Here is a 15,794-nt window from a genome sequence, read left to right on the forward strand (position 1 = left end):
CTTTAATTTGTGAACTTGTGTCTAATCTCTAAATTAAAATCATTATCAACTTTACTAAATGAAATTATTCCATCATGGAATACAGGAATCTTTAATATAGACAATCATTCAGTAATTAATTGCCACCATACTATTGATATAAATATTAATGACGAAGTTCTTCTGGAATATCGGTTGCAGCTTTAGATAAGGTTGGTTTCTTACCTTTACCCTTACGGTACTCTTTTAATTGAAAGACATACGCCAACACTTGTGCTACTGCTACAAAGAGTCCATCAGGAATTTGTTGTTCTAATTCAGTTGTATAGTAAATAGCACGAGCAAGCGGTGCGGCTGGCACAATATCAATATTATGTTTATTCGCCACCTCTCGTATTTTAAGTGCAAGATGATCGCCCCCTTTGGCAATAACCACAGGCGCTGAATCTAATTTAGGATCATAGCGTAGCGCGACTGAAAAGTGTTCGGGGTTAGTAATAACTACGTCAGCCTGCGGAACGTCAGCCATCATTCGACGCTGTGCCATTTCACGCTGCAACATTCGAATACGCCCTTTTACTTCAGGCTTACCTTCCGAATCTTTATATTCATCTTTAATTTCTTGCTTGGTCATTTTTAATTGCTGATTGAAGTTCCATATTTGAAATGGCACATCAATCGCGACCACGATCAATAATGAACAACAAATAAGCAATACGAAATTTAATAAGATATCGAGCGCATGAAAATAATTAGCAGGAAATACCTCAATGCTTAATTGGAAAAAATCTTCCAAGCTTGAATAGATCAAATAACAAGCAACACTACCTACTAGACCGACTTTTAATATTGACTTAATCAGTTCAACCCAACTTTGCATCCCAAACATACGTTTTATGCCGCTAATAGGATTCATCTTGGAAAACTTCGGCATTGCTGCTTGCGTAGAGAATCGAACGCCACCAACACCCGCAGCACCAATAAAGGCGGCAAAGAATAAGAAAATGAGCACTAACGCTAACGGCAATAAAATGTGAACAATCGCATCAAAAATAATGACGAATAACCGATCAAGATCGAAAATATCTTCGCGAGTTAAGCTGAACATCGCTGTCATGATCTGACCGAGTGCTTTACTTAGCCCCTCACCAAACCACATTAAACCTACAGCACCAGATACCAATACCGCAACGGAAGCTAATTCTCTTGAGCGTGGAACTTGGCCTTTTTCTCTTGCCTGCTCAAGCCGTCTGGGCGTGGCGTCTTCGGTACGTTCTTGACCATCTGAATCAGACATTCTGATCTACTCCCAGTCGTTAACAATCAATGCGGATCAAGCTACATACCTGACCGAATCCAACCTGCCACAACGCTTCATACTGCGGCACAATACCCAAAACAATAAACCAGCTAATGGCTAAACCTAATAGCAAAGCAAAAGAGAAACCTAGCGAGAAAATATTTAACTGAGGCGCAGCACGAGTCATGACACCAAAAGATAAATTCACAGTTAGCAGCGCAATGATCCCTGCTAATGCCATGTTCAGCCCTGCTTTAAACATGTGACCAAACCAACCTGCCAACTCATAATAATCTTGTTGGCCTAACATCGCGGTTCCAACAGGCAGGGTTTTAAAGCTCAGCACCACTGCATTTAGCATTTCTAAATGCCCATCGGTTGCCAAAAACAGCAAGATGGCAAGAAACATGTAGAACTGACCCAATACTGGGGTGTTTTGTCCGTTAGCAGGATCGACCATAGAAGCAAAACCCAAGCTCGATTGCATACCCAATATTTGCCCCAATAACACAAAGGTTTGAGTAACAAATTGGGTCACTAACCCCATCGCTACACCAATAATGATTTGTTGCCCTGTGATAATGAAACCTGCCAGCGATAACAACTCAATATCTTGTGGAACCTTGGGTAAAAATGGCATAACAGCAAAAGTAATGGCTAAAGCTAAATACAGCCGAATTTTAGGTGACACAAAACGTGCCCCAAAAAAAGTCATCGCCATCATCATTGATGATATGCGAGTAAAGGGCCAAAAATAATTTGCTAACCAATCAAGCAAAATGGCGGAAGTGTAATGCATAGTCGACTGCCGTATCCCTTGCTAGTAAAGCAATTGTGGGATCTGATCTATGATGCGATAGAAATAATCCATCAGCATTTGCGTCATCATGTGTCCAAACAGCATCAATGCTAACAGCGTCACCACTAAGCGAGGTAAGAAACTTAAGGTTTGTTCATTTATCGATGTTGCCGCCTGAAACACAGCTACCACTAGACCAATTAACAAGCCTGGAATAACAATGGCACACACCATAATAAGCACCATGTACAGGGCTTCTTGAAATATCTCAACAAAAGCTTCTGGCGTCATAAAAACATCCTCTTAATTCGGCGTCTGATACCTTAGGTACCAAAGCTTCCTGCCAGTGTTGATAAAATCAAATTCCAACCATCGACCAAAACAAACAGCATCAGTTTAAAAGGTAACGATACAATCATAGGTGATAGCATCATCATACCCATAGCCATCAAGATGGAAGCAACCACTAAGTCAATGATCAAAAATGGTAAAAACAGCATGAAACCAATTTGGAATGCGGTTTTTAACTCAGAGGTAATAAAAGCGGGGATCAAAACGGTTAATGGGACATTTTGCGGATCGTCAGCAGTTGAACCTGACATATTGACAAAAGTTTCTAAGTCTTTGACTCGGGTTTGTTTCAACATAAATTGACGCATCGGATCTTCGGCTTTTTCCAATGCTTGTTTTGCCGTTATTTGTTCATTGATATAGGGCTGAACGGCTTCTGTATTGATCTTATCAATGACTGGAGACATCACAAAAAAGGTAAGGAACAAGGCGATACCGATGATCACTTGGTTAGATGGCGTTTGCTGTAAACCCATCGCCTGACGCAGAATCGACATCACTACCACAATACGGGTAAATGAGGTCATCAAGATCACCATCGCAGGCAAAAAGCCTAGCGCAGTCATCAAGGCTAAAATTTGCAGCGTTACCGAATAGTCTTCACTACCATCAGGATTGACCGTGACAGACAAAGCAGGAATACCACCGCCACCACGATTCGCTTGTAGATGACCAACAGTTGTTTCAGCACTCATTGCTGCAGCCGTTGTACTATTAGCAGCACTGGCTTCAACCGCATGCGCCATATTAAGCGAAAGACTGAAAAACAGCGCTACAGCAATAAAAGCCGTCCAAGTGACGGCTAGTGTTCTATTTTTTAACATTATTTTTCATTAACTTGCTAAGCTGAGATGCAAAATCCCCACTTGGCGATTCGTCCATGGTTAAAGGCTTATCCAATTTACTCAGTAAAGAAATGTTATGTTGGGTGATCCCCACTAACATTTGCTCTTCACCCACTTGTAGCAAAACCACTCTTTCTCGTTGACCGACAGCTAACTGCTTTACCACTTTTAGCCCTGAGTCATTGCCGCTAATTCCGGCTACTCGCATACGCTTTAGTAGCCAAGCAAGAAACACGATGATCACAAGTACCAGCAATAACGAAGCAAGCGTAGTGGCGATATTTAGTTCAGGCGCACGACCTAACTGAGGTGCTGTTTTTTCTGCAACTTCCGTTTGCGCCCAACTAGCTCCCCCCCCAAATAATAAGGATAAAGCCAGTAATGCCTGCGCTATTTTCCCTTTCATAACTTGCCTTAACGCAGCTTTTTAATACGCTCAGTTTGGCTGATCACATCAGTCAAACGGATACCAAACTTATCGTTGACCACAACGACTTCACCGTGCGCAATCAAGGTTCCATTGACCATCACATCCAATGATTCACCAGCAATACGATCAAGCTCAACCACTGAACCTTGGTTTAATTGCAACAAGTTACGAATACTGATCTGAGTACGCCCAACTTCCATTGAAATCGTGACAGGAATATCCATGATCGTATCAAGTTTACGACGCTCATCATCGGTGATCGGTGTACTGTCGTCGGTTAGCTCTTCTAAAGGTGCTGGCTGCACATCGTTAGCTTGCTCAGCTAATGCCGCTGCCCAATCATCTGCCATTTGTTGATCATTATTATCTGACATTGTTCCGTCCTTTATATTATTCGTTACTATCGCTATTGATATTAAGTAATGCCGTGCCTAGCTCATCACGATCTAAAAAAGCCAAATCCGTTTTCACCATATCTGGACGTTTCAATTTCTCACTGATTTTTAAAGCAACATTGTCACCTGAACGTCCCATTTTGGCGTGGTAGGTTGGCAAATCTTCAATGAAAATCGTTGCCTGCTCAGGCATATCAATTGGGATCACGTCTCCGACTTGTAATTCCATCAAATCACGAAGCGATAAATCGACATCAAGCAGTTTGGCTCGAAGATTAACGGGCACATCCATGATTTCATCACGCAGTGCCTTACTCCAACGGACATCAGTATCCATTTTGTCACTTTGCACACCGGCATCGAGCAATTCACGGATTGGCTCAACCATGGAATACGGCATCACAACATGAAAATCACCGCCACCGCCATCCACTTCAATATGAAATGAACTCACTACAATCACTTCCGTTGGGCTAACAATGTTTGCCATCGTCGGGTTAACTTCTGAATCTAAGTATTCAAATTCAACCCCCATCACAGGCGACCAAGCCTCACGATAATCCTCAAACACCAATTTCAATAGCATTTGCACGATACGACGCTCGGTTGGGGTAAATTCACGGCCTTCAATTTTGGCGTGGAAACGTCCATCACCACCAAAGAAGTTTTCTACCAAGATGAATACCAAACGTGCTTCCATGGTGATCAAAGCCGTCCCTTTTAGCGGACGGAAACGCACCATGTTCAAACTGGTTGGGACATACAGTGTATTTTGATATTCACCAAATTTAATCATCTGCACGCCGTTAATAGAGACCTCAGCCGTTTTGCGCAACATGTTAAATAAGCTGATCCGCATATGGCGAGCAAAACGCTCGTTGATCAACTCAAGCGTTGGCATGCGACCGCGAACAATGCGGTCTTGGGAGGAGAAATCAAACGTCGCAACATCACTACTCCCTTCATCTTCATGAAGGTCATCTTCTGGCTCATCGACACCATGAAGTAGCGCATCAATCTCATCTTGGGTTAATAAATCGCTCACTATAAACCTACTGCATTACAAAACCGGTAAAAAGAACCCGCTCAACCGCTGGTGTTCCTGCCACTTTTACCATTGTCGCTTTCACGGCTTCCAACGCTTGCTGACGTAATTGATCACGACCATTAGGACTACGTAATTGTTCAACCGTTGCTACGCCAAATGCTTGAAGCAAAGTACTTTCAATTAAAGGTATATGTTGCTTAGCAAGGGCTTCATTCTTATCCCCTCTTACCATTAATTGCACTTTAATTTGAACCACGCGATCGCGGGAATCCCCGGTGACATTAAAGGTAAATGGCTGAGGTAATACAACATAGTACGCAGACATAACGGGCGCTTTAACCGCATCCTGCTGAGCAACTTCCGCTGCTTGTTGAGGCTCTGCGGCATCATCACCACTAAGCAACCAAAAACCAATGCCACCAGCCAACAATAAAACCACTACTGCTGCGCTTATTATCATCAGCTTTTTCTTGCCCATCGCCATTTTTATTCCTTTTTATCTTTATTTTCATTATCTAAAGTATTAGCAATTGTTAATTACGCATAGTAATCAACCCGATCTTTGTTATTTGTAACGAACATCTCAATTGCATCAAGATGTTTATCTGATTCTGGCTCTTGCGAACGGGTTAACACACCTTCGCTAGAGGAACCGCTTTGCTGTTCTGATTGCTGTTGTTGTGTGAACTGCTGCTGTGCAAACTGGCTCGAATTATCTTGGCTTACTGAACCTTGTGCTAACTGTAATCCCTGTTGGTGCATCATTTCTCGCAATCTTGGCATTGCATGTTCAACCATATCTCTTGTTTGGCTGTTATTAACGGTAAATTGCACCGATGCTTGATCTTGGTTCAAGGTTAATTTGATCTGAATTTTACCCAGATCTGGCGGATCTAAACGAATATCCACCTGTTTTAAATTCTTCGCCATCATCATATTGATGCGCTCAGAAATTTGCTCTCCAGCTTGCTCTTTAGTCAGTAACAAAGGCGTTTGTACTTGTGCTGCCGCTATCTGAGGCTCCATCTTCATGGCAGTTGCTTGCTGGGAGCCCATCTGAGCAGATAATGGCTGCGCTAAGCTACTATCTTTTTCTGATGCCTCACCCAAACTACGTTTGATGGTTTCCATTGCCCCAGCAGCTGCAAGAACTTCTGCGGTCTTACCGCTTGTTAAAACGGCTTTATTAAGACTTTGATCCGCACTCATGCCTAATAAGGTTTTCTTGAGCTCAGGATCGATAACTTGTTGAGCTGCCGCTTCATCGGTTTCAGCTGTAATGTTATTACCACCAGCAGTATTGGTTACAAATTTTTGCTCATTACTTTTAGCATCAGTCAGTAATGCTTTTTCTTTATCAGTCAGCTCGGTTGACTGTTTAGCAGCAAAGGATTTCAAGCTATCAAGTAATCCTGCTTGTTTTAGCTCTGCGTCCTCACCTTCTTCGCTCACCTCAATATCCTTAGCTGCATCATCGTTTAGCGGCAAAGCTTTGCCACCTTCAACTGATTGATTGCTAAGCTGCTGATTAGATTGATTTAATCGCTGAAGAAAATCCGCACCTTCAAGCATGGCTTTGTCAACGCCTTCATCTTTTACTTCATCAGCTTGGATTGTTTTTTCAGCTGCTATAGCACCTACAGCTTCGACCTCATCAATAACAACACTTTCATCGGTTTTATTTTCTGATAACTCAGCATTTTCAGTTTCAAGTAGCGGTTCAACATCCGTCTTTACAATGTCATCAACCGCTTCACTATCACCAGCATCAACACTTTTTTCTTTTGCTTTTAAATCGGTTACAGACGCTTGCTCGGAAGAGGCTTGTTGTAATTGCTGTCCAAATAAGCCTTCTTGCTCACCTTCTGTTTGATCAACAGACTTGGCGTTAGCTGCACCAGCAGAAGCTACTTTTGAATGCTGGGTTGATAATGGATTTAATAGATTCATAACCGATCCAAACCTAATACTGAGCCTTGCGAAAACAACAACATCACGATTTTATTTTCAACTGGCAATAAAGAGATAACCAGTATTAATGCAAAAACCAAACCAATAAATCTATCAATAAAATTACTGTTGTAATCGTCTTGCAAATTGCAGGGTGACAAACTCATCCATCATCTTTTGCTCTTGCTTGTCCAGCCACTGTTGATGCTCACGTTTACGTTTTTCAACTAACCATTCCACTGAGCGACGCTTCTGTTGCATTTCTTGCCAATGCTGAGAACATTTTTGGATTTGCTCTTCAAAGTAACCACCCGCTTGCTTTTGCTTCTCTAAGGTATTATCCAGCTGCGTTAAAAACTTCTGCAAATGGCTATATTGACTGGCTGTTAGCCCTTGCTGACCACGCGTAGAAAGTTGGTTGAGGTAATCCAAACGGTATTGCTCAATCTGCGCTAACTGCTGACGATAATTTTCTTGATCAATACGGGCTTGGTTTAAAGCAAGACTGGCTTGATGCTCTTGCTCTTTCGCTTGTTCAATGATCAATGCTAATGCATTCGACATAGTCTATGCTCCACATCCTTTTGATACTCAGCCTTAGCCGCCAAGAGTTGAACGCAACATATTGATGCACATTTCATACGGCACCGATTCTTTCATTGTTTGCTGAAGATAAGCGTCCAATTTAGGTTTAAAACTAAAAGCCTGATCAATGGTGTTATCTGTTCCCGGCTTATAAGCACCAATGGAAACCAAATCCTGATTTTTACGGCAAATCGATAAGATCTGACGCACCGCTTTTGACATTAACATGTGCTCTTCACTGACAATCGCAGGCATAACACGACTCACGGAGCGTTCAACATCAATAGCAGGATAATGTCCGGCATCAGCCATTTCACGAGATAACACGATGTGACCATCCAAGATCGCACGAGATGCATCGGCAATAGGATCTTGCAAATCATCACCTTCACTTAATACGGTGAAAAAAGCAGTAATTGAACCTTGGTTTTCATTACCGTTACCTGCTCGCTCAACCAAGGCTGGCAGCTTGGCAAACACTGATGGCGGATAACCTTTAGTTGCTGGCGGCTCACCGACAGATAAGGCAATTTCACGTTGCGCTTGCGCAAAACGAGTCAATGAATCCATTAACAGCAAAACATCAAAGCCTTGATCACGAAAGTATTCCGCAATGGTTAACGAAGTCTGACAGCCTTTTAAACGCATTAAAGGTGACGCATCGGCAGGCGCTGCGACTACAACCGAACGAGCTCTTCCTTCAGGACCTAAGATCTCATCAATAAACTCTTTTACTTCTCGACCACGCTCACCAATCAAACCCACGACCACGATTTGTGCGCTGGTTCCTCGGGTCATCATGCCAAGGGTCACCGACTTACCTACACCAGAGCCAGCAAACAGACCAATACGCTGACCTTTACCAACAGTTAAACAACCGTTGATCGCTTTAATACCAACATCAAGAGGCTCTTTAATGGGTTTTCGAGATAACGGATTAATGGGAATCGCATTAAATGAAGCACGTTGCTCGGTGAAAATTGGCCCTAAACCATCAAGCGGATTACCAACACCATCAATAACACGTCCTAATAACTCAGGTCCCACAGGCAGACCACTGTTATGGAGAATCGGTGTGACTTTCGCCCCAGGCATTACCCCTTGCAGCTGCTCACTTGGCATCAAGAACAGCGTTTCGCCAGAAAATCCGACAACTTCTGCTTCCAAGTCACCATTTAGGGTTTCAACTTTACATAGGCTACCAACAGGTGCTCGGCAGCCAACTGCTTCTAATGTCAGTCCAACCACACGTACTAGCCGACCTGATGCAACAGGCTTACAACCCGTCCCTTCGGTTTTAAAACGGCTTAAACGTTCAGCTAAAGTGGCACTCATTCGCTTTGCTCTCGCACGCTGCTATTCATCGCTTCAAAGGTGGTCAGCGAATGGCGAATACGCTCATCAATAAAATAATCGACTGAGGTATCTTGGCTATTTACCTGTAAGTCACCACGATTTAAGCCTGGCTCTGAAATCAGTTTCCATTTACGCTCTTGTAAATCTTCATCGGTGAAATTTTGTTTAACCAAAGCAATATCTTCAGGATGCAGATGCATACTAATTTCACGATTTGCAATCGGTAACGTTGCCACCACTTCACGAATAGTATTTAAAATCACTTGTGGATTGGTTTTCACTTCGACTCGGATCAATTCTTTCGCTAGCCCCAATGCCAATTGCATCACTTGCTCTTCTACATCCCTATCCACTTGGCTGATCGGGACAAGTAACTTTTCAGCAACTGTTGCTAAGTGATTCACTTGTTCAGTGATCTGTTGTTGCGCTTGTACTAAACCTTGCTGTAAGCCTTGCTCTAAACCTTCTGCGTTACCAGCCGCAAGCCCTTCTGCATGTCCGGCTTTAAAACCATCAGCGTGACCGGCTTGCTTGCCTTGCTCTAAGCCTTCTTCATAGGCTGACTGTTGCATTGCTTCTAAATCAGCAGCAGTTAACGGCGGCGGTCCCGGCTCTTCTTCTGGCTCAAACTCTTCAATGATAGGCTGAGGTTGATAATTGAATGCGTTTTCAGCGTACTCTGGACGCTCTTCTGAATAATCAGGGTACGCCCAGCGTTCTAACTCTTGTGCTTGGTGATCCGATGCACGAAAGAAACCACGACGACGTTCATCATTCATCAAGGCCTCCTAACATCAGTGATTGTTGATTAGAGGTATTCATCAGCACCACCGCCACCACCAAGCATGATTTCACCAGCATCAGATAAACGACGAGCAATAGTAAGAATTTCTTTTTGTGCAGCTTCTACATCTGCAACACGAATAGGTCCCATTGCTTCTAGCTCTTCACGTAGCATTTCTGAGGCACGCTTCGACATGTTCATGAAGAACTTATCACGCAGCATATCATCAGCCCCTTTCAAGGCTTTCTGCAGTAGATCTTGTGGTACATCACGAAGTAAGGTCTGAATACCACGATCATCAACTTCGGTTAAGTTATCAAACACGAACATCAAGTCTTGGATTTGCGTTGCTGTGTCTTCATCAGTTTCACGGATCTGATCCATCAACAAACCTTCAACGTTATTATCGAGATAGTTCATGATTTCAGCCGCAGCTTTCAGACCACCAATTTTCGCAGCTTGTGCACCCGCTTGACCGGCAAATTGTTTCTCCATGATATCGTTTAATTCATGTAGCGCTGCAGGCTGCACTTCTTCCAAGTTCGCAATACGCATCATCAGATCTAGGCGCACTCGCTCAGGAAATTGCGATAAAATTTCTGCCGATTGCTCTGGCTCTAAGTAAGATAAAACAATGGTTTGGATCTGTGGGTGTTCGTTCAAGATAATACTTGCCACCTGACGAGGATCCATCCACTTCAAAGAATCCAGACCACGCGAGCCACTGCCCATCAGGATTTGATCGACCAAGTTATTAGCTTTGTCTTCACCCAATGCCGCCACTAATGTATTACGGACAAAGTCTTCACTGCCCATACCAATGCTGGTGTATTTCTGAATGTCTTCTAGAAATTGGCGATGAACACCGGACACTTTCTCTTGATTCAAATCCGTCATACTCGCCATCGCACCACCGACACGCTGGACTTGTTTCGGCTCTAAATGACGAATAATACTCGCAGCATCTTGCTCACTGAGGCTAAGCAAAAGAATGGCTGCTTTTTCGGTGCCACTTAGCGTATTGATATCGAATTTGTTTTCACTTACTGCAACTTCATTAGCCATCTTCATTCACCCAACTTTTAACCACTTGCGCTGCGAGATCTGGCTCATTATCCACCAAGGCTCGGACGGCTTTCAGTAAGTCTTCATCTCTATGTAAATTTGGTAAATCTAAGCTACTTGAGCTTAATTCAAATCCTTCACCACCATCTAATTCAGCACCAATTAAACCGACACCATCTGCTGTACTTGATAATATCGGCATACCATTTTCATCCAATGGCGTACCATCTGGTGCTTGATTTGGATACAGCAATTTGCGCATGGCAGGACGTACGAGCACGATGATCACCACGATGATCACCAGCGCTGCGGCTATCCAACGAACCCAATTATTAAAGTTCGGGTTTTCCCAAATCGGCAGATCAGCAGCTACTTGTGATTCAGGTAATGCAAATGGCACAGATAACACTTCAAGCAAATCACCACGGGCTTCAGAAAAGCCAATCCCCCCCATTAATAGGCGACGAATTTTGGCAATTTCAGCTTCAGAGACAGGAACACGTGTTACATCGCCCGTTGCTGGATCGGTAATGGTTTTATAATCCACTGCCACAGATACTGTTTGACGTGCAATGATGCCTGTCTGCGCTCGTTTATGACTGATGGTGGTATCTAATTCATAGTTGCGGGTTGATTCTCGATGCACAGAGCCATCAGCGCCAGCGCTGCCCGATTGCATGTCTTTAACATTTTGAGGAATTGCTGAATCGACTGGCGGTTGATTGCTTAATGCGCCCGGAATACCTGAAACCGTATTACCACCATTGATATCTTCTAACGTAAATTCGCTGCGTGTCGCTGCAGTTGCAGGATCATAACGCTTACGGGTTTCCTCTAAAGCCGAGAAATCCATCGCAACATCAACTTGAGAGGTGTAATTACCCAATCCTAAAACAGGCATTAAAATCGCATCAATTTTCTCACGTAGTGATTGCTCTTGCTTACGTTCTAATTCGTACTCTTTTCGCTTTGCGGTCGCACTTGGATCTTCGGTACCAGAGCTCAATAAGCGACCATGTTGATCGGTCACCGTCACACGTGTTGGTCGTAAGCCAGGCACTGCAGTTGCCACCATATCAACAATTGAATCCACCTCTTGTTGACCCAGCGAACCACCAGAAGAAAGGGTTAAAAATACCGTTGCTGTTGCTTCTTGATTATGACGAACAAAGACACTTTGTTTTGGTGTTGCTAATAACACCTGCGCTTTACGCACTTGGCTGATTTGCTCGATAGCACGAGCAAGCTGACGCTCACGACTTAGCTTTAAACGTTCGCTTTCAAGACGCTGAGAAACACCAAAGCCCATGTCTTGTAACAGAATATCGTCACCTTCAACCGTACGTGTATTTAACCCTGAACGGGTTAGATCGAGCTTAATTGCGCTATATTCTTCAGCTGGAACCCGAATGGTATTCCCATCTAGTTGGTATTCGATTTTCTTTTGATCGAAGTGATCAAGGATCGGAATAAGCTCTTCAGTTTCATAAGTGCCTAATGGGCGCATTTCAGGCTCTTTGATCCACATTGTGACCAACACAATTAGCGCTACACAGATAGCCACAGACAACACTAAGATCACTTGGCGTAAGAGATCCAAATTGCCCAAAATGCTATCTGTCGAAGAAGCTTTCTTCTCTGAAATATCAGCCCCTTGATCAAGACCTGCATCATCATGCAAAGCAGGTGCTGACCCATTCCCTGATACGGCTAATGGTTGATTAATGTTTTCTTCTGCCACGACTTTTTACCCATAAACTGCAAGAATAACGGCTTTACTATCCATACTTTAAAAAGTCAGGTTTATACCGGCATATTCATTAATTCTTTGTACGCTTGTACCATTTTATTGCGAACTTGAACCGTTGCTTCAAACGCAACGCTGGACTTGTTTCTCGCGATCATCACATCGGATAAAGACACACTGCGGTCACCTTGATCGAAACGTGTGGCTAATTCGCTAGATTGTCCTTGAAGATGATTCACTGTTTTCAGTGCATCACTAAGAAGATTGCCAAAATCTGCACTCACTTGTTGTGCTGTGGCTGGGGATGAGGTGTTTTGGGCATCCAGCCTCATTGCTTGCATTTCTGCTTGTAGTCCGTTTACTTTCATTCCGTGATTCTCTCTATTCGTTTATTTTTTGTCGTTCTGCTTCCTGCACACTACGCAGGGATCTCAATGCCAGCATCACGCATTTTTGCGAGTTTATAACGTAAGGTTCGTGGGCTTATCCCAAGCTGTTCTGCCACATCTTTACGGCTGCCATCACAGGCCACCAGCGTTTCTAAAATAATGCTAAATTCTTGTTCACGTAACTCACTGCCTAGCCCTTCTCCTGTTGTCGGCACTTTAGGGCGTACAGCAATCACGCTTGGCTCAGATGTTGTGACGACTTCAGGGCTTTCTGTATCAAGCCAATCAAAATGTTCTAATAAAATATCTTGCTGCTGGATCTGATTGTTTTCGCATAAAATCAATGCTCGTTGAATCACATTATCTAATTCACGCACATTGCCAGGCCACGGATATTGCAGCAATTTATCCTGTGCTGCTTGGCTTATAGTAGGTACCACATTTCCTTGTTGGATACTGTGCCGTTCAGCAAATAATGAGGCTAAGGGTAAAATATCTCCCTTACGATCCCCTAATGCAGGCCATGCAATAGGGAAAACATTCAAGCGGTAATACAAATCTTCACGAAAATGCCCTTCAGCAACATAAGTCTTAAGATCTCGGTTACTGGTTGCAAGAATACGCACATCTAACTTAATGCTTTTGCGACCACCTAGACGTTCTACTTCTCGCTCTTGTAATACACGCAGTAATTTCGCCTGTAGATTCAAATCCATTTCACTGATTTCATCTAACAGTAATGTGCCGCCTTGCGCTTGCTCAAACTTACCAGGACATGCTTGCACAGCACCGGTAAATGCACCTTTCTCGTAACCAAATAAGGTTGCTTCCAACATATTTTCAGGAATAGCTGCACAGTTAATAGCAATAAAAGGGCCATCTCGACGTTCAGAGTTATCATGAATATGGCGAGATAGCACTTCTTTACCTGAACCACTTGGCCCTAATACCATTACGCTAGCATCGGTTTTAGCGACCTTGTCAGCCAAAGCTAACAATTTAATACTTTTCGGATCTGCAACGACCGTTTTGCTGCTTTGCTTTTTGATCGGCGCATAACGCCCAACCATATTAAGTAATACTTCCGGTGCAAACGGTTTTGCCATGTAATCAATCGCACCTTCACGCATAGCCGCAACAGCATCTTCAATATTGGCGTAAGCCGTCATCAACAGTACCGGCACTTTCGGCCAATTAAGCTTAATACTACGCAGTAAGCCTAACCCGTCCATTCCTGCCATTTGCACATCAGAGACAACAATATCAACCGCTTGAGACTTCATGATCACTAACGCATCTTCCGCACTTTCAGCTTCAATCCATTGATAGCCAGCCAGCGCTAACGTATCGACAAGTGCTTCACGTAATCCTTCGTCATCCTCAACAACTAAGACTCTCGTTTGGTTCATATTTTCTCTCCATGAGTTCGTATCACAGGTATGCTTACGATGCTGCTAACTGACGCTGAATATTTTCTTGTGAAGCCATTGGAATGGTTAACGTAAAGCACGTTCCTTTACCCACTTCTGACTGCAAAGAAAGCTTGCCATGATGAGCAAGAGCCACCATCTGTACCACGGCTAAACCTAAGCCTGTGCCTTGCTTGCGAGTGGTAAAAAACGGCTCTAATACTTTGGCTTGAATATCTGGTTCAATACCCGGACCGTTGTCGGTCACCGATAGCAAAATATCATCACCCATCACATGACAAGACACGGCTACTGAGCAACCTTTTCCTGACATTTGAATAGCATTCGTTATCAGGTTGCTGATCGCACTCGCAAGGGCATTTTCATTGCCTAAAATCACTAATGATTCATCATCACAATCGATACTAAAATCGACGTTTTGACTCATCACTAAAGCTTCAACCATGTTTTCCATGCTATTAAGCAAAGTCTCTAAACTGAAACAGTTCACGACTTTGTTGTCGCCACCTTTCGCAAACAACAGCATGTCGTTCACTTGCTTTTCAAGATCTTGCAGACGATCAACAAGCTTTGTTTGAAAACGTTCACGGGTATTCACAGGCAAATTAGGCGCAGATAAATTAGCAGCATAAAGCATGGCACTAGATAGCGGGGTTCTAACCTGATGTGCTAGCGACGCCACCATTTTTCCTAATGATGATAAACGCTGCATTTCACTTAATCGTGACTGTAACTGGCGAGTTTCTGTCATATCAGTAATCACAATTAGCTGACCAGCAGCGGATGCTGAAATCGCCAGTTTTACCTTTCGACCAGATCGCAGTGAGATCTCATGACCATCATCTTCTTGAGGGTTAAAACAACGTTGAATTATATCAACCCAACGCTCGCCCTCTAATGGCTCACCTAGCAAACGTAACGCTTCATTATTGGTTTCACTGACAATGCCTTTAGGATCTAACAAAATCACCCCAACCGGCATCACTTCAAGCACTTGCTGGTAACGCTCGACTTGTTGTTCTAATTGTCCTAATGCCGTCGCTTGATCATCCATGCACGAAACCTAATAACAAAAAATTCAATATTATTTATAAAAAAGCAAATTACATGCCAAATATAATTCTTATAAATCAGAAAATTAAAGGTAAGCAAGATTAAATTACGATGTCAAAAAAATGACAATTAATATAAGTAGTAAGTCAATAACGAAAAAGACACAGATTGATGAAAGGAATTTGGGATATTTAGCGAGAAAATAGATCGAAGACAAGGATAGCTAGCTTATATCGCTATAAAAACAGACAAATAACTCAGCTTAATTAGAGATACAATTTTTGTATG

At 43.1% G+C, this 15,794-nt stretch carries 17 protein-coding genes; all 17 read right to left on the reverse strand.

Going from position 1 to position 15,794, the window contains the following annotated elements; genetic code table 11:
* Nucleotides 1–145 precede the first annotated feature (145 nt).
* Nucleotides 146–1,276 carry a flagellar biosynthesis protein FlhB gene (gene flhB / locus E5A76_RS14175; protein ID WP_023933125.1) on the reverse strand — a complete coding sequence of 377 codons (1,131 nt, stop codon included), beginning with the start codon at nucleotides 1,274–1,276 and terminating at the stop codon, nucleotides 146–148.
* Between the two features lie 19 nt (nucleotides 1,277–1,295).
* Nucleotides 1,296–2,078, reverse strand: a complete 783-nt coding sequence (gene fliR / locus E5A76_RS14180; RefSeq protein ID WP_008986458.1) for a flagellar biosynthetic protein FliR — start codon at nucleotides 2,076–2,078, stop codon at nucleotides 1,296–1,298.
* A 21-nt stretch (nucleotides 2,079–2,099) separates the two neighbouring features.
* A complete protein-coding gene (gene fliQ / locus E5A76_RS14185) occupies nucleotides 2,100–2,369 on the reverse strand; it encodes a flagellar biosynthesis protein FliQ (protein ID WP_023933127.1) in 270 nt (89 codons plus the stop codon).
* A 32-nt stretch (nucleotides 2,370–2,401) separates the two neighbouring features.
* Nucleotides 2,402–3,253 carry a flagellar type III secretion system pore protein FliP gene (gene fliP, locus E5A76_RS14190; protein ID WP_161119312.1) on the reverse strand — a complete coding sequence of 284 codons (852 nt, stop codon included), beginning with the start codon at nucleotides 3,251–3,253 and terminating at the stop codon, nucleotides 2,402–2,404.
* On the reverse strand, nucleotides 3,240–3,680 hold the full coding sequence (gene fliO, locus E5A76_RS14195) for a flagellar biosynthetic protein FliO (RefSeq protein ID WP_107229654.1): 441 nt from the start codon (nucleotides 3,678–3,680) through the stop codon (nucleotides 3,240–3,242). The genes fliP and fliO overlap by 14 nt, the downstream gene beginning before the upstream one ends.
* 8 nt (nucleotides 3,681–3,688) lie before the next feature.
* Nucleotides 3,689–4,078 carry a flagellar motor switch protein FliN gene (fliN, locus tag E5A76_RS14200; protein WP_045063851.1) on the reverse strand — a complete coding sequence of 130 codons (390 nt, stop codon included), beginning with the start codon at nucleotides 4,076–4,078 and terminating at the stop codon, nucleotides 3,689–3,691.
* 16 nt (nucleotides 4,079–4,094) lie between these two features.
* Nucleotides 4,095–5,144 (reverse strand): flagellar motor switch protein FliM, encoded by a 1,050-nt coding sequence (fliM, locus tag E5A76_RS14205; protein ID WP_053988527.1) that lies wholly within the window; start codon nucleotides 5,142–5,144, stop codon nucleotides 4,095–4,097.
* A gap of 7 nt (nucleotides 5,145–5,151) precedes the next feature.
* Nucleotides 5,152–5,631, reverse strand: coding sequence for a flagellar basal body-associated protein FliL (gene fliL / locus E5A76_RS14210; RefSeq protein ID WP_161119313.1), 480 nt, complete (start codon nucleotides 5,629–5,631; stop codon nucleotides 5,152–5,154).
* A 53-nt stretch (nucleotides 5,632–5,684) separates the two neighbouring features.
* Nucleotides 5,685–7,097, reverse strand: a complete 1,413-nt coding sequence (locus E5A76_RS14215) for a flagellar hook-length control protein FliK (RefSeq protein WP_161119314.1) — start codon at nucleotides 7,095–7,097, stop codon at nucleotides 5,685–5,687.
* Between the two features lie 123 nt (nucleotides 7,098–7,220).
* Nucleotides 7,221–7,661, reverse strand: coding sequence for a flagellar export protein FliJ (gene fliJ / locus E5A76_RS14220; RefSeq protein WP_053988530.1), 441 nt, complete (start codon nucleotides 7,659–7,661; stop codon nucleotides 7,221–7,223).
* Between the two features lie 33 nt (nucleotides 7,662–7,694).
* Nucleotides 7,695–9,017, reverse strand: a complete 1,323-nt coding sequence (gene fliI, locus E5A76_RS14225; protein WP_023933136.1) for a flagellar protein export ATPase FliI — start codon at nucleotides 9,015–9,017, stop codon at nucleotides 7,695–7,697.
* On the reverse strand, nucleotides 9,014–9,817 hold the full coding sequence (gene fliH, locus E5A76_RS14230; RefSeq protein ID WP_161119315.1) for a flagellar assembly protein FliH: 804 nt from the start codon (nucleotides 9,815–9,817) through the stop codon (nucleotides 9,014–9,016). The genes fliI and fliH overlap by 4 nt, the downstream gene beginning before the upstream one ends.
* Nucleotides 9,818–9,846: 29 nt before the next feature.
* A complete protein-coding gene (fliG, locus tag E5A76_RS14235; RefSeq protein WP_053988533.1) occupies nucleotides 9,847–10,887 on the reverse strand; it encodes a flagellar motor switch protein FliG in 1,041 nt (346 codons plus the stop codon).
* Nucleotides 10,880–12,628 carry a flagellar basal-body MS-ring/collar protein FliF gene (gene fliF / locus E5A76_RS14240; protein WP_161119316.1) on the reverse strand — a complete coding sequence of 583 codons (1,749 nt, stop codon included), beginning with the start codon at nucleotides 12,626–12,628 and terminating at the stop codon, nucleotides 10,880–10,882. Before fliF ends, fliG begins: the two co-directional genes overlap by 8 nt.
* A gap of 62 nt (nucleotides 12,629–12,690) precedes the next feature.
* Nucleotides 12,691–13,002 (reverse strand): flagellar hook-basal body complex protein FliE, encoded by a 312-nt coding sequence (gene fliE, locus E5A76_RS14245; protein ID WP_023933140.1) that lies wholly within the window; start codon nucleotides 13,000–13,002, stop codon nucleotides 12,691–12,693.
* A 50-nt stretch (nucleotides 13,003–13,052) separates the two neighbouring features.
* Nucleotides 13,053–14,432 (reverse strand): sigma-54-dependent transcriptional regulator, encoded by a 1,380-nt coding sequence (locus E5A76_RS14250; RefSeq protein WP_023933141.1) that lies wholly within the window; start codon nucleotides 14,430–14,432, stop codon nucleotides 13,053–13,055.
* 34 nt (nucleotides 14,433–14,466) lie between these two features.
* On the reverse strand, nucleotides 14,467–15,507 hold the full coding sequence (locus E5A76_RS14255; protein ID WP_161119317.1) for a sensor histidine kinase: 1,041 nt from the start codon (nucleotides 15,505–15,507) through the stop codon (nucleotides 14,467–14,469).
* Nucleotides 15,508–15,794 lie beyond the last annotated feature (287 nt).

The sequence above is a fragment of the Photobacterium lucens genome, from assembly GCF_009873615.1.
In the GTDB taxonomy this organism is placed as follows: domain Bacteria; phylum Pseudomonadota; class Gammaproteobacteria; order Enterobacterales; family Vibrionaceae; genus Photobacterium; species Photobacterium lucens.